General features: G+C 47.6%; 17 protein-coding genes. 11 read left to right on the plus strand and 6 right to left on the minus strand.

The genetic code is table 11. The features are described from left to right. Positions 1-10: 10 nt before the first annotated feature. A complete protein-coding gene (locus MKY42_RS04970; protein WP_339849169.1) occupies positions 11-613 on the minus strand; it encodes a TetR/AcrR family transcriptional regulator in 603 nt (200 codons plus the stop codon). A gap of 190 nt (positions 614-803) precedes the next feature. Between MKY42_RS04970 and MKY42_RS04975 the strand changes: the two genes are divergently transcribed. Continuing rightward, positions 804-1,562, plus strand: a complete 759-nt coding sequence (locus MKY42_RS04975) for an SDR family oxidoreductase (RefSeq protein ID WP_179265711.1) — start codon at positions 804-806, stop codon at positions 1,560-1,562. A 124-nt stretch (positions 1,563-1,686) separates the two neighbouring features. Here MKY42_RS04975 and MKY42_RS04980 read toward each other — a convergent pair whose 3' ends face one another. Then, positions 1,687-2,715, minus strand: coding sequence for a LacI family DNA-binding transcriptional regulator (locus MKY42_RS04980; protein ID WP_090893551.1), 1,029 nt, complete (start codon positions 2,713-2,715; stop codon positions 1,687-1,689). Between the two features lie 458 nt (positions 2,716-3,173). Here MKY42_RS04980 and MKY42_RS04985 point away from each other — a divergent pair, with 458 nt between their 5' ends. From MKY42_RS04985 to MKY42_RS05000, 4 genes are all read left to right on the plus strand, one after another. Further along, positions 3,174-4,460: a maltose ABC transporter substrate-binding protein gene (locus tag MKY42_RS04985; RefSeq protein WP_090893553.1), complete on the plus strand. Its 1,287-nt coding sequence runs from the start codon at positions 3,174-3,176 to the stop codon at positions 4,458-4,460. Positions 4,461-4,556: 96 nt separating this feature from the next. Further along, complete coding sequence (locus MKY42_RS04990; RefSeq protein WP_090893555.1) at positions 4,557-5,912, plus strand: sugar ABC transporter permease; 1,356 nt, start codon at positions 4,557-4,559, stop codon at positions 5,910-5,912. Beyond that, on the plus strand, positions 5,909-6,745 hold the full coding sequence (locus tag MKY42_RS04995) for a sugar ABC transporter permease (protein WP_076290382.1): 837 nt from the start codon (positions 5,909-5,911) through the stop codon (positions 6,743-6,745). The genes MKY42_RS04990 and MKY42_RS04995 overlap by 4 nt, the downstream gene beginning before the upstream one ends. Positions 6,746-6,901: 156 nt before the next feature. Then, a complete protein-coding gene (locus MKY42_RS05000; protein ID WP_090893557.1) occupies positions 6,902-8,188 on the plus strand; it encodes an MFS transporter in 1,287 nt (428 codons plus the stop codon). Between the two features lie 102 nt (positions 8,189-8,290). On the opposite strand, the gene MKY42_RS05005 is transcribed toward MKY42_RS05000, so the two are convergent. Continuing rightward, positions 8,291-10,450 (minus strand): alpha-amylase family glycosyl hydrolase, encoded by a 2,160-nt coding sequence (locus MKY42_RS05005; RefSeq protein ID WP_179261456.1) that lies wholly within the window; start codon positions 10,448-10,450, stop codon positions 8,291-8,293. A gap of 482 nt (positions 10,451-10,932) precedes the next feature. On the opposite strand from MKY42_RS05005, the gene MKY42_RS05010 reads away from it, so the two are divergent. From MKY42_RS05010 to MKY42_RS05020, 3 genes are read left to right on the plus strand one after another with little or no spacing between them, the layout of a single operon-like run. Then, positions 10,933-12,306: an alpha/beta hydrolase-fold protein gene (locus MKY42_RS05010; protein ID WP_339849182.1), complete on the plus strand. Its 1,374-nt coding sequence runs from the start codon at positions 10,933-10,935 to the stop codon at positions 12,304-12,306. A gap of 2 nt (positions 12,307-12,308) precedes the next feature. Further along, positions 12,309-13,724: a hypothetical protein gene (locus tag MKY42_RS05015; protein ID WP_339849184.1), complete on the plus strand. Its 1,416-nt coding sequence runs from the start codon at positions 12,309-12,311 to the stop codon at positions 13,722-13,724. Beyond that, positions 13,721-15,133, plus strand: a complete 1,413-nt coding sequence (locus tag MKY42_RS05020) for a fatty acid--CoA ligase family protein (RefSeq protein WP_339849186.1) — start codon at positions 13,721-13,723, stop codon at positions 15,131-15,133. The genes MKY42_RS05015 and MKY42_RS05020 overlap by 4 nt, the downstream gene beginning before the upstream one ends. Before the next feature lie 192 nt (positions 15,134-15,325). Here the strand turns inward: MKY42_RS05020 and MKY42_RS05025 are convergent, their stop codons facing one another. Both MKY42_RS05025 and MKY42_RS05030 read right to left on the minus strand, forming a co-directional pair. Continuing rightward, complete coding sequence (locus MKY42_RS05025; protein WP_339849189.1) at positions 15,326-17,095, minus strand: alpha-glycosidase; 1,770 nt, start codon at positions 17,093-17,095, stop codon at positions 15,326-15,328. A gap of 255 nt (positions 17,096-17,350) precedes the next feature. Continuing rightward, positions 17,351-17,929 (minus strand): hypothetical protein, encoded by a 579-nt coding sequence (locus MKY42_RS05030; protein WP_090893568.1) that lies wholly within the window; start codon positions 17,927-17,929, stop codon positions 17,351-17,353. Between the two features lie 202 nt (positions 17,930-18,131). On the opposite strand from MKY42_RS05030, the gene MKY42_RS05035 reads away from it, so the two are divergent. From MKY42_RS05035 to MKY42_RS05045, 3 genes are all read left to right on the plus strand, one after another. Then, positions 18,132-19,289, plus strand: coding sequence for an epoxide hydrolase family protein (locus tag MKY42_RS05035; RefSeq protein WP_339849194.1), 1,158 nt, complete (start codon positions 18,132-18,134; stop codon positions 19,287-19,289). 224 nt (positions 19,290-19,513) lie between these two features. Further along, positions 19,514-22,993 (plus strand): glycoside hydrolase family 2 TIM barrel-domain containing protein, encoded by a 3,480-nt coding sequence (locus MKY42_RS05040; protein WP_339849197.1) that lies wholly within the window; start codon positions 19,514-19,516, stop codon positions 22,991-22,993. A 188-nt stretch (positions 22,994-23,181) separates the two neighbouring features. Then, positions 23,182-23,997, plus strand: a complete 816-nt coding sequence (locus MKY42_RS05045) for a putative phage abortive infection protein (protein ID WP_090893574.1) — start codon at positions 23,182-23,184, stop codon at positions 23,995-23,997. Between the two features lie 175 nt (positions 23,998-24,172). On the opposite strand, the gene MKY42_RS05050 is transcribed toward MKY42_RS05045, so the two are convergent. Next, positions 24,173-25,741 (minus strand): stalk domain-containing protein, encoded by a 1,569-nt coding sequence (locus tag MKY42_RS05050; RefSeq protein ID WP_339849200.1) that lies wholly within the window; start codon positions 25,739-25,741, stop codon positions 24,173-24,175. Positions 25,742-25,821 lie beyond the last annotated feature (80 nt).

The raw sequence follows: 25,821 nt of genomic DNA on the forward strand, positions 1-25,821 counted from the left end.
CCTGGATCGATCATTTGAGATTGGACTGGACCACCGCATTGGCAGGCTTGAAATTAATGATTTTGAATAACTCCTCTGCCATATAGGCGGGGGTGTGTTTGAATTCCTGCCGAATCCACTCCAGGATCATGCCAAAGATCGCATGGGACTGGTAGCTGGCTAGCAGTTCCTGGTTGATGTGAGAAGGAAAAACCTCAGTGAGATCCTGCAAGGCAAGGTTACGAAGAACCTCACAGATCATTTGTTGAAAGTTGGACGCGGCCTCGGACTTCACCACAAGCGTGTAGAATGGTGCATGTTGATGCACATGTTCAAATATTTTGATTGCGGAAGAAGGCATATGACTTACTCGGAATAGTTCCATATCCTGATAAGGCTCACGGAAAGAAGCCACCAGATCCTTGATCACATCATCGATCATTTCATTGAACAGGCCTTCTTTGTATTGATAATGTCTGTAAAAGGTACCTCGATTCAGATCCGCAAGCTGCACGATCTCGGTTATGGATATTTCCTTAAACGGCTGCTTCTGCATTAACTGGATGAGGGCATCCTTCAGCGCGGCTTTGGATTTCTTGATTCTTCGGTCTATGGAGTTCGGAAGTTCAGTCATACTACAGCCTCCTTGGAAGAGCGAGTTATAAGTTAAAGTACATACATCATGGAAATTGTTGATTAACGTACATTTGGGCATGCTTTTACTGATTGAACAGGAATGCTATGACTTATTATACTAAGGATACGAGTTAATGAACATTTGTTTGTTAACTTATTGTAAACGAATACATGGAGGATGATACATGATGAAACTTCAAGATAAAGTGGCTGTGGTGACAGGTGCGGGTTCCGGTATGGGTAGAGCGATTGCAACATTGTACGCACAGGAGGGAGCGAAGGTAATCGTATCGGATATCAATGCGGAGACAGCACAGACGGTCGTGGATGAGATTAAGGCACAGGGCGGCGAAGCCATTGTGGTGCTTGCCAATGTGGCAAAAGAAGAAGATATCCAGAACCTGATTGATACTGCGGTGAGCACATACGGAACAGTGGATGTTCTGGTGAACAATGCAGGCATTATGGATGGCATGGAGCCGGCTGCTGATGTGTCCGATGACAAATGGGAGAGAGTATTTGCAATCAACACGACCAGTGTTATGCGTGCAACACGTAAGGTGCTGCCAATCTTCCTGGAGAAACAAAAAGGCGTCATCGTCAATATTGCATCAGCAGGTGGCTTGAACGGTGGCCGGGCCGGTGCAGCCTACACAGCTTCCAAACACGCTGTGGTTGGATTCACCAAAAATACAGGCTACATGTACGCCGAGCAAGGCATTCGCTGTAACGCCATCGCTCCTGGGGCGGTAGCAACCAATATTAGTTCATCCATGGCGGGGTTAAGTCAGTTTGGTGCGGGCAGACAACAATTGGGTATGGCGATTAACCCACGTATAGGAACAAGTGAAGAGATTGCTAAGGTGGCTCTGTTCTTAGGCTCAGACGAATCCAGCTTTGTGAACGGAACCGTCGTAACGGCAGATGCAGGATGGAGCTCTTACTAATCCATCGTTCATAACTTAAATGTGCAAAGAAGCTCATACCGCTGTATGGGCTTCTTTTGCATGTCTGCAACAGGCGAGAATGTGACACTTCAAACCAGTAGGACAAACGTTTGCACAAACGTGTCTAGACATTCCCGGACAGCGTAAACAAGGACGAATCCCGAACAATTAAGCGGTGGGGAATAATGACCGGATTCTGAGGCAACTGCTCCCCACTCAGAATTTTCAGCAGTACCTGAACCGCGGTATAGCCCAGTTGATAGGTTCCGATATCAATCGAACTGAGTGGAGGCGATGCGAGTTCCGATAAGGCAATATTGTTAAAGCTCACAACACTTATATCTTCAGGAACGTTGTATCCCAGCTCGGCCAGAGCGCGAAGTACGCCAAAGGCAACATTGTCGTCGATGACAACGAGGGCGGTAGGCCTGTCGGGTAGCGACATGAACAGGGACATCGACCGGAAGCCGCTTTCCTGCAGGAATTCTCCCTCCACGATCCAGTCATTGTTAGCATCAAGACCCGCTTCTTCAAGCGCGTTTTTGTATCCAAGCAGGCGATCATGAGACAACGTCAAATCTGGTGGTCCGCTAACAAATCCGACTCGTTTATGCCCTTGGGCAATCAGATGTGTAGTTGCATCGAAAGCCGTCTGTACATTGTTATTGTCCACCATCGGGGCATCAGGATGCGTTTCGCTGCGGCCAATCAGTACAAAAGGAAACTTTTCCGCCTCCAAAAATGAAATAATCGGGTCTTCCCGTTTAGAACCAAGCAGCAAAATTCCATCTACGCGCCGCCCGTGTACCAGGCGAGATATGGCATTCAATTCATCGCTGGAAGACGTTTCGGTGGAGAGAAGAAGTTCATAATTCATGCGGGTGGCATGGGTAATGATTCCCCGAAGCAATTCTCCGAAAAAGTAGTTCTGAAACAGCTCTTCAGCAGGTCGGGGCAGCATGATACCCAGGGTTTGAGTCGTTTTGGAAACAAGGCTTTTGGCCATCATATTGGGATGATAATTCATTTCTTTCATGATTTGCTTCACTTTGAGTGATGTTTCCGAACTGATTCTGGGATGGTTGGAAATAACCCGTGAGACCGTAGAAGGGGATACACCCGCCAATTTGGCAATATCTTTGATTGTAATCATGTGAAAAATCCCTTCTGTACAAGCATTTCAACATGTCTCCTATGTTAATTCAAAGACTTGGATAAATCAATTGCTAACTGCATCATGGTGAAGAGGGAAAAAGAAAAATAAAGGAAGATGGTGGTAGATCAAGCAAATAGGAAATTACAGAAAGAAACACCACAAAAGTGACGGAAAATGAACGAAAATGACTTGTGCAAACGTTTGTACAAACAAAGTTTGCTGTTGTATGATGTTATTGTCATTATAGCGCTTACATAACTTAAATCAACATACTTCCTAGAATATTCATCCCGATTACATAAGGATTGGACCAGTCTGAGGTTAATATGAGCAAACGTTTGTATTACTTTCAAACGGAACCACGGCGAACTTCGGAGTACAGGAACAGTACACAGAATAACGGGTGAAAAGCGCGAGTACAGCATCGATCAAGACTACGAAAAGGGGGAAATTCAATGAGAAAATGGCAGCAAGCAGCACTTGCAGGTTTCATGGCACTTGCACTTACCGCATGTTCAAGCGGAGGTGGAGGCGCAGCGCCAACCACAACAGACAGCGGTGAGACTGGAGAAACCACAGTGACCGCGGAAAATATTCAGCCAGAAGAGGGCGCGAGCCTTGTTATATGGGAGGATAAGAATCAACGCAGCTTTATCGAGGAGCGGGCGAAGAAATTTGAAGAGGAGTATGGCGTCTCTGTAAAGATCGAGGAATTGCCGCCTACCGACCAAGTGACCAAGCTCACTACGGACGGACCCGCAGGATTGGCTGCGGATGTAGTCGTTTTCCCGCATGACAAGATTGGTAGCGCTTCAGAGGCCGGACTGATCTTGCCAAACGATATTTTTGAGCAACAGACCACGCAATCTACCAGCGACAATGCGGTTAAAGCCGTAACCTTCAAAGACATCTTATATGGATATCCCTACAGCGTAGAAACCTATGCGTTGTTTTATAACAAAAAGCTTTATCCCGAAGCACCAAAATCATTTGATGACATTATCAGCTTTGCCAAAACCTTTAATGACCCCAAAAACAACAAGTACACTCTGATGTGGGAACTCCAGCAATTTTATTACAACTTTGCTTATCTGGCTTCTCAGGGCGGATATATCTTCGGCGATGAAGGCATGAACAGCGAGGACATTGGTCTTAACAATGAGGGAGCCATCAAGGGCGGTCAGTTCCTGCAAACGCTGAAATCGGAAGTACTGCCTGTGAAAATGGGTGATGTGAACTATGACATCAAAAAAGGTCTATTTTCAAGTGGGAAACTGGCCATGGATATTAACGGACCTTGGTCCATCGCCGATTATCGCAATGCTGGCATTGACTTCGGTGTGGCTCCACTCCCGGCGATTGAAGGCAAACCGATGACCTCCTTCTCTGGAGTTAAGGCCTATTACGTCAATGCATTTACAACCTATCCGAATGCTGCCAAGCTGTTTGCGGCCTATCTCTCCAGTGCCGAATCCCAGATGGTCAACTTTGAGATGAACGGAACACTCCCGGCCAATAAAGATGTGGCGGCAGATCCGAAGATTCAAGGGGATGAAATCACGAAGGCATTCCTTGAGCAATTCAACAACTCCACCCCTATGCCTTCGCTTCCTGCCATGGATAGCGTGTGGGGTCCCATCAGCGCGGCGATTACCGACATATGGGATGGAGGCAAGGATGTAAAGACCTCTCTGGATAACGCAGTCAAACAAGTCAAGGAGAGCCTTGCAACCACCCAATAAAATAAAAAATGAGCAGGTGCAGAGGAAGTCAACATGTCCTCTGCACTCTGCTATAACTGATCGGTAACTTCGCTTGCCGGGAAGGAGTAGGAATGAATGAAACAACAGCATGTTCCAGTCACGGTTAAGCCGAATCGAGAAAGACAGCATCGTATGACAGCGGCTGTGTTGTCCGTTGTCCTGCAAGGACTTGGACAATTGTATAACCGTCAATGGATCAAGGGAATTTGCTTTCTGATCTTAGAGGCAGTGGGACTCGCCTATCTGATTCCCCGTTTGAATCAGGCCGTATGGGGAGTATGGACGCTGGGCGAGCAAACGCAGCGTTTCGTCAAGGTCAATGGATCAACGGTGCTCCAGCAGGGCGACCACTCCATCTTTTTACTGCTCAACGGAATCATAGTACTTCTGGTATTTTTCGTTTTTCTTCTTCTGTATATATTCAATATCCGGGATGCGTACCTCACGGGAAAATTAAGAGAGGAAGGCAAGCAGGCCACCGGAGCTTCTGCTTCCCTGAGATATCTGCTCGATAAACAATTCCCGTATCTTTTCTTATCCATCCCTGCACTCGGCATCCTGTTTTTCACCATTATGCCGATTTTGTTTACGATTACCCTGGCCTTTACCAATTACTCGGCACCGGATCATATTCCGCCCGCCAAGCTGGTGGACTGGGTCGGCTTCAAGACATTCACGGATCTGGTCCAGCTTAAATCGTGGAGCCATACCTTCTTTGGCGTATTAACATGGACCGTGATCTGGGCCATTCTGGCAACGGTCACTACGTATTTCGGCGGGGTGCTGGTTGCACTTCTCATCGAGCAGAAGGGTATTCGCTTCAAAAAGGTGTGGCGGACGATATTCATTCTTCCTTATGCCATTCCGCAGATTATCTCACTGCTTCTGATGCGGAACCTGTTCAACGGACAGTTTGGCCCGATTAATACGTATATGAAGGCTTTTGGCCTTGAGGGGTTGCCGTGGTTAACTGATCCATTCTGGGCAAAAGTTACAGTCGTTATTGTAAACATGTGGATCGGAATCCCGGTCAGCATGGTGCTCATCCTGGGCGTGCTGACGGCGATTCCACGGGATTTGTATGAAGCGGCTGAGGTAGACGGTGCGTCCGGCTTTCAGAAGTTCCGCATCATTACGCTTCCTTTTATCATGTTCGCTACGACACCGGTGCTTATTATGCAATTTGCCGGGAATTTCAACAACTTCAATGTCATCTTCCTGCTGACGAACGGGAATCCGCTGCGTGGAGATTATCAATACGCGGGATCAACCGATCTCCTCGTGACCTGGTTGTACAAACTGACGTTGGATAACAACAAATTCAATATGGCTTCGGCGGTCGGCATCATTATTTTCCTGATTATTGCGTCGTTCTCCATCTGGAATTTCCGTCGTTCCAAATCGTTCAAGGAGGAGGACATGATTCAATGAAAAAGCGCAACAATCCCATGCGTCTGGCGATCAGTTATGTGCTGCTGGTCATCATTGCCATCGTATCGGTGTATCCCGTCTTGTGGATATTTCTCTCGTCACTGCGTCCAGGGGCAGCGCTATACAGTGAACGTCTGTGGCCTGAAGCGTTCACGCTGGCCCATTACGGGGAACTGTTTACCAACCCGTCGTTCATGTATGGCACATGGTATCTGAACACGTTGAAGATCGCCTTTTTCACGATGATTTTCTCAACGCTTATGGTCACTTTGGGCATGTATGCTTTGTCCCGTTTCCGTTTTCGCGGTCGTAAGACCATTCTATCCACGATGCTGATTCTGGGGATGTTCCCCAGCTTCATGAGCATGATTGCCATTTATATTATTTTGCTTCAGATCAAATTGCTGGACACTCATGCCGCGTTGATTCTGGTCTATTCTTCCGGGGCCGTGCTAGGTGGATTTATTGTCAAAGGGTTCTTTGATACCATTCCGCGCAGTTTGGATGAAGCCGCACGAATTGACGGTGCCAGTCATCTGCGTGTGTTCACCAGCATCATTTTGCCATTGTCCCGGCCAATGCTGACCTATGTAGCCTTAACCAGCTTCACTGGAGCGTGGATGGACTTTATCTTTGCCCGGCTGGTACTTCGGACGAAAGAGAACTGGACACTTGCTGTTGGCATGTGGGATCTGGTTAGCCGTTATCAGGACAGTAACTTTACCATGTTTGCTGCCGGGGCGGTACTGATCGCCATTCCGATTACGTTGTTGTTTGTATTCCTGCAGCGCTTCCTAGTGCAGGGGCTGACCTCTGGCGCCTCCAAAGGATAAAAGATAAAGGATAAACCATTAACCGCATAGACAGCCTGTAGAACATATCCAGGCCACCAATCAGGCGCTTCTGAGAGGTTCCATTTATCGCTGGAACTGCTCCGGAAGCGCCTGCCTGCTGTTTGAGATCTGAATGACAAGAGGAGGAAAAGATCGATGGGAACGCTACAGTCCCCAGAACCGGAATTAGGACCGAACGGGGCTCTCGCTGCCGCGGAAAGTCCGAAAATGGCCAACAGGGCGCTTTGGCGCAATGTTGCATATCGCAGAATTTTGTGCGGTTACGGCATCTCCGTATTTGGTGATTGCTTCAACGGCATTGCCATCAGTCTGTGGGTGCTGCAGACCACGGGAAGTGCGAAGAGCATGGCAGCTGTACAAGTATGTAATATGGTCGTCAGTTTTCTGTTCGGATCATTCGCGGGTACGTTTGCCGACAGGCTGGATCGCAGAACATTGATGCTGTCGTCGGATTTGTTTCGTGGTGCTATGGCGTTTATCATCGCGGTGAGTCTGTTTGTGCTGCATGCTCCTTTTCCAATCGTACTGCTCATGCTTTCCCTTTCGATGTTCTCCAGCCTGTTTCAGGCGCCTGCCTTTCATGCTTCGGTAACCAGTCTTGTAGGGAGGGAGCATCTGCAGCAAGCTACAGGAACCATTCATCTGGTCGATAATATTGCCCGGATCAGCGGACTGGCCGCAGCGGGGATTGCAGTTTCAGCATTTGGAGGGTTTACGGCTATTATGATTACAGGTGTGACCTTTCTGCTGTCAGCGATATGTGTAATGTTGGCTGGGCGTTTTCCGGATGTACAACGCTCTTCGATGCATAGAGGATCGTTTGTAAAGGAGTGGGGCGGTTCATTTTCCTACATCTTTGCACATCCCCTGATTCGCTCTATCGTTATTCTTAATCCGCTGCTGATTCTTTTCTTCATGTCAGCCATCATGCTTGTTCAAGTCATGGCCGTCAACGTATGGCAGGCGAATCCTGTCCAGTTCGGACTGATCGAGACATGTATTCCACTGGGGTACATGCTGGGTTCCGGAATTCTGATTGCCTCAGGCAACCGGCTGAAACGAAAGGGGCGATGGGTGTTTATCGGTCTGCTGGTTCTCGGCCCACTGTATATGCTGTTAGCCAATGTATCTTCTCCTTTGGTGGCCTTGCCGCTGATCATTGCGGGGGGAGCGATGTTTGCGTGCTGTACAATGTTAACCCAGATCATGATGCGTGCCGAAGTTCCCGATGAGCTGCAGGGGAGAATCTACGGGGTGCTCGGAACCATAACAAGTACAGCCCCGATTCTGGGATTAACGGTGGTTTCCGTTTTGGCTGATCAGTGGGGTGCCCAAACCGTGCTGGAGAGCTTGGGCGCGCTGCTGCTAGTGGTAGGAGTGATTGCTTCAGCTGGATTAAAATCCATTCGGACCTATCGATAGCAGAGCAACCATGCAAAAGGTATGGGCGAGCCTAATCAAAGAACCCGGAAGCAGACGCACATCGCGTCTGACTCCGGGTTGAATGATAGGACGGTGAAGGAATTAAGGCTGCCAGTCCACTGTAACGGTTGCGGTTCCACTGGTTGGTGTGGTGAAGGTATGATTATTGCCATTTTCCCACGTAATCGTAGAGCCGTTCTTTTTGAAGAACTTGAATTCCAGATTCGTTCCGGCAGGCACGCTCACGTCATAATACCAGGTTGGATAAGAATAGATCACCTGATTGAACGCCGGACCAATGGCGAGAGGGCCTGTGGACCAGTTACCCAGCTCCGCAACATTGCCCGTCAGATAGAGATTCTGGCCGAGTGTCGTGGATGCATTGTTGATGACAAACCGAACGGAAACCTGGTTGCCACTAAGAATCGTGAAATTGTTATAAGTGTTGCTGTTGACTCCACTCGCTGCGACTTTAACTGCATAGTTGCCGGCGGCAACAGCAGGGATGGTCACTTTGATCTGAGTATCTTCCCATGATGTGATGGCTGAACCGGTAACAGCGGTTGTACCAAAATAAACAGTACCTTTGGTAGTGCCGAATCCACGACCATCAATGGTAACGGTATTACCCGCTTTACCCATTACAGGGCCCACATGCCCGATGGTTGGTGTAGTGGTATTGGCTGTATACTGCCAGACTGCTGTAGCTCCTGCTGCCAAAGTGAAGTTAGCGACGTTACCTCCAGTAGAGGTAATGGTATTACCACTTAATGCACCTGCAAGAACATCGTTGTATGTACCCGAAGGGAGTGAAGTGGTTAGACCGCTGATAGATGTGGAAGTCGAAAGATTGCGGTTAATCGCTACGACGGCCACATTGTTGCCGAATTTACGCTCATACACATACACATCGTTGTTAATCCAGCGCTGCTGGGTTGTTCCATAGGCTATGGCTGGATTGGTTTTGCGCAATGGAGCCAGCTTGCTGATCACGTTAAAAGCGGTTGTTGTTTTGGAGAACGAAGGCATTTTGGCACGGTTATTAGGGTCGCCGTTACCTGTCAAATACTGCTCAGTGCCATAATAGATGGCTGGTACGCCCCGCGAGGTAAGTGTAAATGCAAGAGCTTGTTCCAGGCGACGGTTGTTAACGGCACTTGTTTTGAAGCGATCCATGTCATGGTTATCAATGAAGGTCACTTGGTCATTCACCTGGGCATAATCAGCGGCAGTGCTAGTGATCATGGAATCCAGGGCAACCATTGTGGATGTGTTATCACGGAACACGTTACGTACTTCATTGTTGAAGCGGAAGTCGAGCAGACTCATGCCGGACTGGTTGGCGAAGTTGGTGTTGTCCGCATCGGATGCGGATGAACCCAGGAACCATTCACCAAACGTGAATACCGGTTTGTAGCCATAGATGGAGGACATCCAGTTCTTTTGCCATCCCATCGGCATATGCTTCACCGCATCCACCCGGATTCCGTCAATGCCCATATCCAGCCAGAGCTTGATCGCATCCTTGAAGTAGGTGTCAATGGTGCTGTTATTGTGGTTCAGGTCAGCGAGATCATAGAGATTTTTGTAGATACCGTTCTCCAGTGTGGAGAAGTCAGAGCCGCCATTGTGGTGGAAAAATTTGTTCGTATCATTGGTGTAGCCACCAAGCAGAGTGCCGTTATTGTACAACTTTCCATTCTCTGCGAATGAGGTATCGGTTTCCATGGCAGGAGAGGTATGGTTAGGAGCAAAATCAATGATGACTTTAATGCCTTTGGCATGTGCCGTATTGATCAGGTTCTGGAAATCGGTCATCGTACCGAAAGCAGGATTGGTCTTCTTGAAGTCACGTGCCCAATAGCCGTGATAAGCTGTATTGTTGACACCGGAATAGTTAATCAGCGAGTAAATGTTCTCCACAGGCTGGGAAATCCAGAGTGCCGTAATGCCGAGATCGGAAAAGTAGTTGTCGTTAATCTTATTGATCAGTCCTTGCCAGTCGCCCCCGCAATAGAGCTTCAGGTTGGAACATGAGGCGTCATAGGCTCCCCCAGTAGGGTTATTGGAGGGATTGCCGTCCAGAAAACGGTCGGTAAATACTTGATAAATAACATCGGTGCTGAAGTTCTGCTTGTTGGTTACAGCCGTATCAGCATCTGCGAATACGGAGGCCGCCGGGAATAGTGGCAGTGCACTTCCGGCCAGCAAGCTGAAGCTCAGCGTGGTACTGAGGATGATTCGCTTGGTCCATTTGAACATTGATAATCCACCCTTCGTGGTTTAGATGTGTAATCTCTTCTTGATTAGAAAAGCGCTTTCAAGTTAGACGCTGGTTCGTTATTCTTAAGATATCCCCCCCCTTTATGAACGCCAATAACCCCGGCACCTCCTGCTGGAGTTACCGGGGTTGTCCTAAACCGATTGGGTTTAAAAGCATGGCCCTCTAGTTATAATCACAACGTTATGATAATTAAATAATGGTTTGGTTGTCAATAACTTTTTCTTGAGCATTTTTTTTCTATTTCTATATTTACAAATCAGGCTCAACAGATTTAAACTATTCGCAGACCCACCAATATAAGGGCTATGCATTTTAGAACATTTCGGTGTTTTAAAACAACCCCGTCTCTTTAGAGACGGGGTTGTTTGTCGATGTAGCCGAGGGAAGAACGAAGCAAGACTAACAAGAAAACCCCGGTAGTGTAAAAGGGAAATCTATAGGAGAGGCGGTTGATGGCTCAGTGAACACTCATTCTGTCATCGAATGTGTGGAAGGTTTCAAGGCATCCAGGCTGGGCAACACGAGAAAGATTTTTGTCTATTTGCCACCAGGCTATAAGGAGCATGTGGATCATCGCTATCCTGTGTTATACATGCATGCGGGTCAGAGGGCCTTCGGCCCTTCGACTACGGGAAATGAAACGTGGCACGTAGATCAGGCGGCAAACCAACTGATTGATCAAGGCTTGATGGACGGGCTGATCATTGTCGGAATTGCCCATGTTCGTCCAGTTACACACAATGAATTCTATCATTTCATTGCGCCTGCAAGAGAAGCGGTGAGTGTGGGCTGCTCAGGCCTGGATTATGAACACTTTATCATTCATGAACTGAAACCGTTCATTGACGAGCATTACCGCACACTTCCAGACAAGGACAATACGGGACTGCTTGGTTCTTCCGCAGCGGCACTCAGCACCTTCCATATAGGAACACGTCATCCTGAAATTTTTGGCAAACTGATCATGCTCTCTCCCTTTTTCGTGGACGTGCAGCTGGATGAAACGTCGGAGAGCAGTTTACAGGAGGAGGATATGTACCTCATGCCTGAGCGCAGTGCTCCGATTCAAATGTGGATAGATATTGGGGATGCAGAAGGATTATTTCTTCCTTCCCAGGTAAGGAATGTAGTCCGTCAGATCACTGAACTGGGATACAAGCCTGGCAAGGACATCGCATTTCTGGAACAGCCGGATGCAGGTCATCAGGAAGCGGATTGGGGAGAGAGGGTTCACCTTCCGCTACTGTACATGTTTGGCCGAATCGGCAAACCGGTTTCTCTGGAGCTGATGGGAAGGGACATGATCGGATTGAAAGGCGGAATGAACTGTCACATCAATGCGCTGCTTCATTACGACAGCGGGTTCACCATGAGTGTGCTTGAAGGGAAATATCATTCCGATCAACCCGATGTTCTTGAGGTTCGATCCAATGGGGAATTGCTTCCTGTCAAGATGGGTCATGCAGTGGTTACCCTGACAGTGGGAGAGTTGACGACATCACGAATGTACACAGTTGTGGAAGAATTATCGGGTCACGTGACAGTCTGCCTGAGTGCCGAGGCCCCCTTTCAAGACACGTATGATGACTCGATCTACGGAGGCATGGGCATGAAGCTTCTGCACACCGGAGGTGGCCTTTATGAGGGCTGCTTCGAGGTTCCACGTGACAGCGGATTTCGGTTCAGGTTCACGCGAGGTTTCCGGCAGTTTGAAACCGGTGAAGATGGAAAGGCACTTCCCAATCGGGTGTTTCGTGCCCTTGATAACCTGTCTCTTCATTACAAAATCCAGTCTTGGGGCAGCACGGCTGCCAAAGCCGGGAACAGGAGGTAGCCATGATCAGTCAACCATTTCAACCAACGATGGATATTCCGTATTATTATCCCTGCAATTTTCCTTTGATCCACGAAATCCTTCAGCGTCAGGGCTCAATAAGCAGTCTGGGCTTGCTGGCTTCCAGCCGTTTGTATAGTCTGCCTTCCTGTTCGGAACGTGGTCTGATCAAGCCTTACTTTCATAAGCTGGATTATGAGGAGCCGATGTGGGAAGTGTTTGGAGAACGGGAGTTTGACAGCTTCGAACAAGGGAAGGCATATATTCGGGAACGCCTTGAAAATGAGGGGCTTCTGGTCGTTACAGGCACAAGTTATTGCTTGCCTTACGGGGAGGATTATCGAAATCCCGAGTATATTCATAAACTCGTTAAACAAGGCTCGCGCCTTCATCTGGTCGATCATTGGCTGGCTGTGTACGGGATGGATGAGGAGCAGTTCTATGTCTATGACCCCGTTCCCTCCAAATACATGGGAGCTGTATCGTCTACTGATTTCCAGGAGTTCTGGAAAGGGAACAAAAATATCTCCGAGCTCGAAATAGCCCGGCGCAAAGAAACATTACGGACATATGGCACGATGGAGATCCGTGCTGTGGAGACACTCGACGCCGCAGGCTACCGAACCATGCTGCGCTCTGCGCTGGCGACGCAGGCGCATGAATTCATCACGGGCAGAACGATCTGGCAGGGCAATCGAAGCTATTATTTTGGACAGGCTGTCACATCACAATTGTTACAAAGATTGCACCCGGATGCCGAGGTGGATCGGGAACAGGAGAAAGCCATCTCCGCGTTCCTGTTCGACATGCGCTGGAGCCGCTACTTTTTCCGCGATTTGCTGGAGGAGGCCGCCGAATGGCTCGATTCTCCCCATGATCAATATGTTGCAGAATTCGGTGCAATGATTGCCCGGTGGGAACAGGCGCATAAGCTGTTGCAGATCGCCAGAATGAAACGAAGCCCTGAATGGCGGGAGCAGTTAACGGTTATTATCCAACAATTGGCGGCGGACGAATTAGGCTGGTACGAAGCGCTAATGACGACACATCAGCATGCCGATCGCTTCAGACGGACCTCATTGACTGTGGAAAATCCCGCGCCTTCACATCGGGAAGTCATAGAGCGGATTGTGCTGGACAGCTGCGATGAGCTTAATCGGTACCATAACGCGCCCATTCCACTAGAGCATGGCTTGCAGGCACCCCTATATGGAAGTCGGGGGAGACTGGACTCCCTTGAACTTGTAACTTTACTTGCCGTTGTCGAGCAAAGTGTTGAAGATGCGTTCGGTGTAGGGATAACCCTCGCGGAAATGGCGGCAGCTTCCATGCCAGAAAGTCCTTACCGAACGGTGGAATCACTGGTTGAATATCTGGAGGCGCAATTGAAACATTGCCCAAAGGATGATAAGGGATGAATATCACTTTTCTTCTGGAACGGTTCGCCGCGTATGACCATCGCCCTGCGTTGATATGGAAGGACGAGCAATATAGTTATAACTGGTTATTGGATCAGATTCAGACCTTTAGCCAGTGGATTTCCAGAGAAGGGCTCGAAGAGGCGATTGTTGTGCTTGAAGAGGATTATTCTCCATATGCCGCAGCGGCATTGATCGCACTTCTGGAGCGGAATTGTATTGTGGTTCCGCTGGATCGACACTTGGTTGAGGCCAAACGGAATGAGTATACAACGCTCGCTCAGGCAGAATGGCGTATGAGTGTTGGGGAAGGGGAAGCGATAGCCAGACGTTGCTCTGTGCAAGGCTCTCGGTCTCCGATATTGGCAAGGCTGAGTCAGAAAAAGAATGCAGGTCTGGTGATCTTCTCATCCGGATCGACAGGACGAAGCAAAGCTGCTGTTCACAGCGCGGATCGCCTGTTGCACGGGTTCAGGCGGCAAGTCCGGCCGCTCTGTACGATCCCTTTCATGATGTTTGATCACATTGGCGGGTTAAACACAATGCTGCAATCCCTCTCCAGCGGCGGCTGTTTATGTGTCATACCGGATCGCTCCCCCCTGGAAGTATGCAAAACCATTGAAAAGTATCGTGTTCAGGCACTGCCAGTCTCACCAACGTTCATGAATTTGCTGCTCCTTAGCGGAGTCTATCGGGAATTCGATTTATCCAGTCTCGAAGTGGTTTCCTATGGTTCAGAGGTTATGCCGGAGGCGCTGCTTACCGCATGGAATAGACAGTTTCCGAATGTACGTACGGTGCAGGCTTACGGTATGTCGGAGCTTGGCATTCTGCCGACACGCTCCAAGGATTCGGGTTCATTGCTATTTACGGTTCGTGACGGAGGAGTCCGTTATCGCATTGTGGACGGTTTGCTTGAGATCCAAACGAAAACGGCTATGATCGGGTATCTGAACGCCCCTTCTCCGTTCACGGAAGATGGCTGGCTCCAGACCGGGGATGAAGCGGAGATGGAGGATGGTTACATTCGTATTTTGGGTCGCCGCTCCGAGATCATTAATGTAGGCGGACGTAAGGTTTATCCTGCGGAAGTGGAGAGTATTCTGGAGCAAATGGAAGTCATTGAAACGGCTGTCGTGAGTGGCGAGCCGAGTGGAATTATGGGGCAGATGGTAAAGGCCACGGTCAGACTTACAGGTGAGCAGCCTCTTACGGAACTGCGCAGACAAATCTGGGACTTTTGCCGAGACAAGCTGCCCCAGTACAAAATTCCGCAAAAAATCGTGATTACCCAGGAGACATTAACAAGCCCGAGAATGAAGAAAATAAGAAATCCCGGTCCAAGCTCCTCCGTTCGGGATGAGGTTGCGGCAAGCAAGGAGGAAGATTCGGGACGAACTCAATACTGAATGAACGAATGAATAAAGTGACTCATGAATGCCAATGCAGCAGGGGACGCCATGAGTTGTAATAGGAGAGGGGAACCATAGGATGCATGACGCACCGATGGTTCCCCTTTTCACTTTGAGAGATAAACATACACAGTATTCTTGCGAATGATCTAAGATAGCATCGAGAAGGGCTGTTCATTAATGTAATTGTTATGCCTTCACGTGTGATTTGACATCCAACTGCAACAGGGAGAAACCGTATGGTTCCAAGTCCAGCTTCAGCTTGTTCTGCTGAGTTTCCCGAGCTGTGGCTGAGAATACATTACGCCAAGTCCCTTGATGTAGTGGCAGCTCCATACTGCGCGGTTCTTCGCTTGCATTCAGGACGAGGACGAATTGTTCCCCGGTATCCTGATCCTTGCGTCCGATGGCAATGCACGGATCTGCGGCTTCCGCGTAAATCATGGTGATGTCTGCACTGCGCAATGCAGCGTGTTGTTTACGCAGGGCAATGGCTTGGGTGAAGAAATCGAGCAGATCCTTGTTCTGCTTCTGTTCGTCCCACTCCATACATTTGCGACAACCTGGATCATAGCCACCATCAAGTCCTACCTCGTCACCATAATAAATACAAGGAGCGCCTGGGTACGTAAGCAGCAGAATGACAGCCAGCTTCATCTTGCGAACATCCCCATCACATAGGGTGAGCAGTCTTGGTGTATCATGACTGCCGAGCAGGTTGAAAGCTGCTTCGGTTACAGGCTGTGAATACGCAGCAAGCAGTTTGCCAACCTCGTTGGCAAATCCGAGACCGTCCAGCTTGCCAAGCACAGCGTAATCCATGACTGAATTCGTGAACGGATAGTTCATGACTGCATCAAACTGATCCCCCTGCAGCCACATGATGGAATCATGCCAGATTTCGCCTAGCAGATAGGCATCCGGGTTAAGTGATTTGACCGTTTGCCGGAATTCACGCCAGAATTGATGGTCTACCTCATTGGCAACATCCAGCCTCCAACCGTCGATACCCATATCCTGAATCCAGTAGCGGGCCACCTCCAGCAAATATTCCTTAACCTCGGGATGCTCCGTGTTCAGTTTGGGCATAAGGGGTTCAAAGGCAAAGGTATCATATGTGGGAATACCGTCCTCGATACGTGCTGGCCATTCTCTGACGTGGAACCAATCCGCATAACGGGAAGCAGCCCCTTTTTCAAGCACATCCGCAAACGGAAGGAACTCTCTGCCGGAGTGGTTAAACACCGCGTCCAGAACTACCCGTATCCCACGTGCATGGCATGCATCCACAAGCTCCTTCATTTTCTCATTAGTGCCAAAGTGCGGATCGATCTTCAGGTAGTCTGCGGTATTGTATTTATGGTTGGTTGTAGCCTGGAACACTGGGCAGAAATAAATGGCGTTAATGCCAAGTGCACTCAGATGGTCGAGATGGTCCAAAACGCCTTGTAAATCACCTCCGAAAAAATTGACAGGAGTCGGTTCACCACCCCAGGGCTCAGCGTTCTTTGGACTGATCGACGGATCACCATTGGCAAAACGTTCAGGGAAGATCTGATAGAACACAGCATCCTTAACCCAAGCAGGCGTTTCGAAGAAATCTGCTGGATTCATAAATGGAAAATCGAAAAATTCCAGCGGATGATCAGGCAGAGCCTGTTCGAATCCCCGTTCCGTCATCCAGACCGATTCTTCTCCCTCGATCAGTTGGAAGCCGTAACGCAATCTGCGGTAAGGTGGTTGCGCTTCCACTTCCCAATAATCGAACAGGGCATCACGGGCAAAGATTCGCATCGGAAGGTGAAGGACCGTACGATCCCACGCATATTTATCCCCGATGATGGCAATAACCGCATCCAGGTCGCCCCGCTTGGAACGGAGTCTCAGGTGCATGGTGGAACGGTCATATACGTAGGACCAATTCATTTTGGGACGGTGATAAATAGCTTCAAGTAACATAGCATTCACTCCTTATCTGGGATGGATAATATGGCTATAAACGCAAAAAAGGCACAACCCCAATGTTCACGAGGTTGTACCTTTCGGCAGCATAGCCTTTTGATTATAGTGCTATTATACGAACTAAATTGGAAAAAGAAAACACTTTTTTTCCTTAATTCTCAAATTATCGAATTCAAAACGCAAGATGCGCTTTCACTTCATTTATGAGATAAGGATGATTTTTGGAGTCACCATTCAATTTGGGTTTTTGTTTTAAAAATCATACCCAAGTTTATTGGCATAGGCAGACAAATCTTTTTGGAACTTCTCAATGCTTTTCTTACCCGTATCGATTTTGGCGTTACCTTGTTTCAGAACAGCGCTGTTTATCGTTGTTTTCGATACAGCCTTTTTAGCCAGTTGGAATCCTTCCAGCTGTGTGTAGCTTCCTTTGATCAGGCTGGCATGAATTTTTTGCAGTTCCGCATTTTGCGGCTTGATCAGCTTCAGCATAGATACATATTTGGTGTAGTTAGGAATCGCTGTGTTGGTCAATTTCAGGAAAACCGATTTGCGATTGGAAGACGTAATGTATGAGCTGCCCACCAAAGCATTGAAGGCTTTCTCCTCATACACAGATGCGCTATCCAGTTGATCCAGGTAGTTCAAGAAATCCTCTTCATCGGCTGTAAGTTCCGGCTCTTCTTCTGTTGTATCAACCTCGGAGTATGCATCATCCGAATATGTAGTGGTTGAGTCATCCGCCGCAGCGGCATAGGACCCTGCAGGTGCGAGTACCCCGCCGAGCAAAACAAAACTCATAATAATTGATAGTACCCATGATTTCTTCACGTTCTAATTTCCCCTATCTATATATGTGATATTATTCCAATGGATAATCTAACATAGCACGACAAGAAATTACAGGAATCGATTTACAGAGATGGAATCTATGAATCAATATGAAGTTGTTTGCTTCAGTTATAACCGTGCAAAATGCAAGTTTAAAAGGATATAATAACGTTGTGAATCAGCAAAAAGGGAGGAAATCTTGATGACTGTTGAACGTTTTCATATTCATGTCTCCGATGAGATTCTGGACGATTTGCAATATCGGCTGCATCACATCCGTTGGCCAGATCAATTTGTAGATTCCGGCTGGGAGCGAGGAACAGATATTAGTTATTTAAAATCACTTGTCTCTTATTGGAGAGATCATTATGACTGGCGAGCACAAGAGTCCAGGTTGAATCAATTTTCCCAGTTTCGTTGCCAGTTGGATGGGGTGGATGTGCACTTCGTACATGAACGTGGTAAAGGGCCTAACCCTCTGCCGATTATTCTTACCCATGGCTGGCCCGATAGCTATCTTCGTTATCAAAAGATTATCCCTCTCCTGACCGATCCCGCGAGTCATGGAGGTAATCCGGAGGACTCTTTTGATGTCATTGTGCCTTCATTGCCTGGATTTGGATTCTCTAGTCGCCCTGACCAACCTGGAATCAACAATTCTGGTGTCTCCCAGATGTGGGCCAAACTAATGACCAAAGAATTAGGCTACAATAAATTCGCTGCTGCAGGTGGAGATATTGGCTCTGGCGTTACACGTTATCTGGCATCGAATAATCCTGAACTTCTAGTTGGAATCCACTTAACGGATATTGGTATCATAAGAGATCTCTTATCTTCCCAGGATGAGGCAGAACGTTCGGAGGAAGAACGAGAGTACAAGAAAAATGCTTCAACCTGGATTTCACAAGAGGGGGGTTATATGTCCATTCAATCAACCAAACCTCAGACACTTGCGTATGGACTTTCCGATTCCCCAGTAGGTTTGGCCGCTTGGATCACTGAGAAATTTCGTGCTTGGAGCGACTGTAAAGGCGACCTCAATCAACTATTTAGCAAGGATGAGTTGCTGACTCATATTATGATCTATTGGGTTACGAACACCATAGGATCATCCACACGTATGTACTTCGAAAATTCACATTCCTTGCCACCATTGGGACGTATAGAAGTTCCGACAGGCATTGCCATATTTCCTGCGGATATCGTGCTGCCGCCCAAGTCTTGGGCGATGCAAAACCTGAACGTAACGCGTTGGACGTCCATGCCAAGTGGAGGGCATTTTACGGCATTGGAAGAACCGGAGTTGCTGGCAGATGATATTCGGGCATTCTACAGACCGATTCGAGCTATGAATAATTAATGCAGTTATATATTTGGTAGAATTCGTAAGGTCCCGACTTGGATATCTAAAGTGGGACTTTTTTTTCTTCAATCTTCTCAAAAAGTGACGTACAGAGGCGGTCAGATGATATAATCGGGTGAAGTGTTATTGTCTCACCAAGTTATTTTCGAAAAGGTTTTCGGTAAGTGGTCTATTGTTGTTTGTAACCGCAATCATAATATACACAGAAGGTGAGAGCTGACATGAATCAGAAAAAGCTTTTTACGGATGGATGGCAATTTGCGAAAAGTAAGCTGGAGGTTACGGAGCCTGCGGGGTTAACGTTTGAACCGGTTGAGCTTCCCCATGATTGGCTGATCTATAATACGCTTGAACTGTATGAGGACAGCATCGGATGGTATCGCAAGACATTCCCATATAAGAAGGATGATCAGCAGCTTCTGCTTTGCTTTGACGGGGTGTATATGGATTCTTCCGTATATGTGAACGGTCAGCTTGTGGGGGAATGGAAGTACGGCTATTCGGCTTTTGAGCATGAGATCACGAGTGCTTTGGTGGAAGGTGACAATGAAATTGTAGTCAAGGTTGTGCATCAGAGTCCCAACAGCAGATGGTATTCGGGGGCCGGCATTTATCGCAATGTGTGGCTCAAAACGAGAGATCGGAATCATATTGTCACAGACGGTACCTATGTATCGATTCAGCAGCAGACAGAAGGCTGGCAGGTTGAGGTGGATACAGAGCTGAGTCTCAATCAGAACGTACAACTTGTGCACACGATTTGGTATCAGGGTAATCAGATCGTATCCAGCAAAGCGAACGTTACGGCTACAGCGGATAAAGACACCGGACATGAAGAGATACAATCGAACAGCCAACAGCTGAAGGTCGATCTTCCGAAGTTATGGAGCCCCGATGAACCGAATCTGTATGATTTGGTAACGGAACTACAAGTAGCTACAGGTGAGCAGGGCTATGAGACGATCGGGACCTTCACACAGCGGATTGGTTTCAGGAATATCAAGTTGGATGCAACCGAAGGATTCCAGCTGAATGGGGTCAAGATGAAGCTGAACGGTGTGTGTGAACACCATGATCTCGGGGCGCTCGGGGCTGCTTTTAACCTGACGGCGCTGCGCAGAAGATTTACTCTGTTGAAGGAAATGGGCGTCAATGCCATCCGGACCGCTCATAACATGCCTGCCAAAGAATTCATGGAACTTGCGGATGAGATGGGTATGCTGATCGTTTCGGAAGCGTTTGATATGTGGGAGAGAGCCAAAACCCCTTACGATTATGCGAGATTTTTCCCGGAGTGGGCATATTCTGATGTGAAGAGCTGGGTCAAGCGTGATCGTAACCATGCAAGTCTGATCATGTGGAGTATCGGTAACGAAATTTACGACACTCATGCGGATGAGCGGGGCCAAGAAGTAACCCGGATGCTGATGGAGTATGTACTGGAATTCGATCCAAAAGGGAATGCAGGCGTGACGATCGGTTCGAACTACATGCCGTGGGAAAACGCACAAAAATGCGCCGATATCGTGAAGCTCGCAGGTTATAACTACGCGGAAAAATACTACGACAAACATCACGAAGAACATCCGGACTGGATTATCTATGGTAGTGAAACGTCGTCTGTGGTGCAGAGCCGTGGGATCTATCACTTCCCGTTTGAGCAATCCATTCTGGCCGACGATGACGAGCAGTGCTCAGCTTTGGGTAACAGTACAACAAGCTGGGGCGCAAAGTCAGCAGAATATTGCATTTTGGCAGAACGGGATACGCCGTATTCCTTGGGGCAGTTCCTGTGGACGGGATTCGATTATATTGGAGAGCCGACACCGTATCATACGAAGAATTCGTATTTTGGACAGCTGGATACAGCAACGTTCCCGAAAGATTCCTACTATATCTACCAAGCAGCCTGGACGGATTACAAGAAAAGTCCGATGGTTCACCTGTTCCCTTACTGGGATTTCAGTCCTGGTCAGCTGATCGATGTACGCGTGTGCAGTAATGCGCCGAAGATTGAATTGCAGCTGAATGGCAAGACGATTGGCACGTATGATATCGATCATACAAAGGGAACCCAGCTGGCAGGCTGGTGGAAAGTGCCATATGAAGAAGGCGAGCTCAAAGCGATCGCTTATGATGAACACGGCAACGTTATTGCAACGGATGTGCAAAAATCCTTTACAGATGCGAAGAAGATTCGTCTGCAAGCCGATCGGGAGCAGCTGCAAGCGGACGGTACGGATCTTATTTTCGTGGAAATCCAAGTGGAAGATGTAGCGGGCAATCCCGTGCAAAATGCAAACAACCGTGTGCAGGTCCAAGTGACAGGTGCAGGTCGTCTATTGGGTCTGGATAATGGAGATAGCACGGACTATGATCCATACAAAGGTCTCAGCAGAAGACTGTTCAGCGGCAAGCTGATGGCAATCATCGGAGCAACGAACGAATCGGGAACCGTACGGATTGAGGTGACTTCGGAAGGGTTGGAAAGTGCAGCTGCCGAGTTCGAATCACGAGCTGTTGCAGGCGCAGGAGATCGTACCTTAGGTGATTCCGAGGCCGCTGCAGGTCAGGAGCATATCGTACTCATGAGTAATACAGAACGTCCGGTTCTGACGGGCCACGTGCAGGAGATTCCTTTGCGAAAAATCGAGATTGTCAGCGAAGGTGGACAGCTATTCGATGAATCGAAACAGGAGATGACGGTGAAAGCCAAGCTGTATCCGGAGAACACATCCTATCGGGATATTGAGTGGGCAGTTGTGAACGACGCAGGTATCGAATCCAACATTGCCAAGGTCGAAGCCAACGGTCTGGAAGTCAACGTATCCGCTCTGGGCGATGGGGAATTCCGTCTTCGTGCGACGAGCAGTAACGGTACCGATAAAACGAAACTGATTTCCCAACTGGAGTTCAAAGCAACAGGTCTAGGTACGGCTTACAAAGATCCATACGGCTTTATTACTGGCGGGCTGTACGATTACACCAAAGGGGATGTCGGTAACGGCAATGAACGCGGGGTAGCGACAAGCCGGGACGGGGAGACACATGTGGGCTTCCGCAACATTGACTTCGGGCCTTATGGATCTGACACCATTACGATTCCAATCTTTGCGCTGTCCAGTGAAGAGTACTTCATTCAGATCTGGGAAGGTATGCCGGATGAAGAGGGAAGTACACTGCTGGCAGATGTGGTGTATGACAAAGAATCCAGATGGAATGTGTATCAGGAAGAGACGTATCATCTGTCCAAGCGGCTGAGCGGGATTACGTCGATCTGTTTTGTACTGAAGCAGAAGATTCATATCAAAGGCTTCTCGTTCGAGCGCCAAAGTCGGGCATTTGAACAGAATACGGCTGCATCATGCGATCATCTCTACGGGGATACGTTCAAGATCGAGGGTGATCATGTTGAGGGGATCGGAAACAATGTGTCGCTGGAGTTCGAAAATATGGACTTCACGGCCGAAGGCACATCCAAGCTTGTGATCTATGGACGTTCGCCGATTGATAAAAACACGATCCATATCCGATTTGCAGGTGAGGACGGACAGAGCAATCAGCTGGTCGAATTCACACAGTCCGATGGATATGAGGAGCGGGTGTTTGAGCTTGAGCAAGTTAAAGGTGTGCAGAAGGTGACCTTTATTTTCTTGCCGGGTAGTCAGTTTGACTTTGGCTGGTTCCGGTTCGAGAAGTAGGAGTCCAAATATAGTAATTCAGGGTTAGAGATGATTTATATCCATCCTCTTCAAGTAAACGGTGTTCATTCAGAACAGGACGTTTACCTGAAGGGGATTTTTTAAATCTCTTTTGTTCAGGATGGTCACATTGCTTGTTGTTATGTATAATTTTCCTGAGAAAGTCACCTAAAGGAGAAAATATACATATGAATCGTCTTAAGTCTAGTGTTAGAAAGTTTATGTTAGAAGATTTGGATTCAATTAAAAAACAAGACAAGCCGAATGTTATTGTGAACTTTAAAGCAATTTTATTAGGATTTTTGGTTATCTGGTGTCTATCAGGAGTAATTATTTACTATGCATTCTCGGAGTGGAGTGACAGGGGAACATTTGGTGATATGTTTGGAGCGATCAATGCACTTTTCTCTGCTTTTGCTTTTGGAGGATTAGTGTACACTCTTTTCATTCAGAGATATGAGTTGAGTTTACAAAGAAAAGAGTTGGAGATGCAACGTTTGGAAGTGGCTCGTAATGGTGATCAATTAGAACAACAAAAAAATGTAATGATACAGCAAAGCTTTGAAAACACTTTTTTTAAAATGATCGAACTCCATCACAATTTAATTGCATCAATGAATGATAAACCTTATGAGGGAAGAAGAGCCATAGAGAAACTACGAGAGTTTCTCTATGATGAATTGAAACGTGCTGATCATAAGCGTGATTTGAATAAAACAATAGAAGATTTTCTTAGACTTAAAGGTCGGCATATTAAACATTACCTTAATAACTATTATTGTATACTTGAATTGATTGAGCAGCATGGTCTGAACACAGAAGAAGATTTGAGAGATTCGAATTATACCCGTATTGCTCTCTCTCAATTATCAGAGGACGAACGATTTCTGATTTTCTATACATTGGGATACAAGAGTGAGACGAGATTATTTTTGGAGAAATTTACTGATATAAGTGAATTAAATCATTTCGCTCGGCATCATTATGAGTGGATGACTTCTTAGTTATTTAAGAGTGACGGATAACCGTCACTCTTTTTATTTAGATTAGATTCTTTACGAAGTTCTTTCATCCAATTCATACGCTAGACTCTTAGTAACCAAAAAGGAGATGCTGTATATAGAATAGAAAATGCAGAAGTCACAAGAAGCGCGTGTTTTTAGAAAGAAATGGACTTTTTTAGCTTCCTGACTCTTTTTTATCAGCATCGTCAATGGTCAGCATTGCTTTCTCTGAATCCCAGGACACGTTCAATCCCAAACCACGCAATACCTCAAAAGGCACTGTGGTTGCTCCCGAGTAGTTATTTATGGGTTCAGGCAGCTGCATGACTCTCTCCCCAGACACATCTGCGGAAGTTATAACATACTGTGTTTCGTTAGGTTGGATTGTGATTGTCCGATTGTCATATGTTAACGTATAGTGGTTCAGGCTACCTTCCACCTGTTGAATCTCAAATTCTGCTCCGAGTGCTGCTGCGATGGCTTTGATGGGCAGTTGCACGGTCTTAGCCGTTTCAACAGCGGCATACATCGACTGGAACAACTCACCGTTCAGATATACATCTGTGCCAATTTTGGCTTGAACGGGTTTGTAGACCATGCCACCAGATGACGTTGCAGGTGCACCCGCTTCCTCGTATTTATCACTTCCCCAGCCCCAGACGGCTCCATCCGAGGATAAGGCAAGACTGTGGTAATATCCTGCTGAAATATCAGTAATGCCGGATAAATGGTTTACTTTTCCTTCTTTGCCGTTCACGCTCCTTCCGTAGCTATATACCTCACCGGATGTCGTGAGTAATAACATATATTGCGAATTTCCATCCATCTTTTTCACCTTGAAGTCGTAATGAAAGGCGAATGCTTTCCCTGTCTCGTCCAAACCCCAGACTTTCCCGTTCTTATCCAGTGCAAGCAGGGACGTATCTGTACTTGTGATCGAAGATATGTTGGTCAGACCTTTTATCTTGGTAGGTTTGGACAGGATTTTACCGGGTTCGTCGGGCTCGTTCCATGTCCATACGGAGCCATCTTTCTTCAAAGCATATCCATGCAGACCTGCGGATCCAACCTGGATAACATCTTTCAGTCCGCTAATCGCATGCGGTTTACGTATGAGATCAGAATCGCTTCCTTGAGCGGTAGGGCGCTGCCATGACCATACTGTCCCGTTATGGAGAAGGGCGACAGTAAAAGAACCACTCACTACATCCTTCGCAGAGTTGATGCTTTCGACTTTGCTTGGTAGTTTGCCAGCACCCCACTCCCAGACCGTTCCATCCGCCTGAACGGCTGCGTTGATTCCACCACCGGCGGCTGAAATAGCTGTTACATTAGATAGTACCGGTATTCGGATTGGACTAGACGTATGACGATATCGAATGTTCTCGCTCACACCCAGCTCTCCAAAGAGATTGCGGCCCCAGGTCCAGACCGAACCATCACTTCTTAAGGCGACTGTGTAATAATAAGCCCCCTCTACAGCGGTATAGTGGAGTTTCTTCTCTGCGTTTGCTGCATTCGATGGAACAGAAGTGTTACTGGCGGAATGCTGTACGTTAGTGGCTGCGTGAGTCGTTTGCTCATCTGCCAGCTCAATCAACAGACTTGATACAACTAATGCTGCAGCCATGGCAATGGCGAATCGGCGGGCCGTTTTACCTTTCCCATTGGGTCTATGATTCAAGCGTGAAGTAGAGCGTCGTTTTTCTTTTGCTATGTTATTGGATGGGTTAATCGAACGCATAGGTATCGCCTCTTTTTCAGATGAGATGGACGTAAATGATGCATTGCTATATAAACACTTTATGGAGAGTCGAAGTTACA

It is taken from the genome of Paenibacillus sp. FSL W7-1088 (assembly GCF_037969855.1).
Classification (GTDB): Bacteria; Bacillota; Bacilli; order Paenibacillales; family Paenibacillaceae; genus Paenibacillus.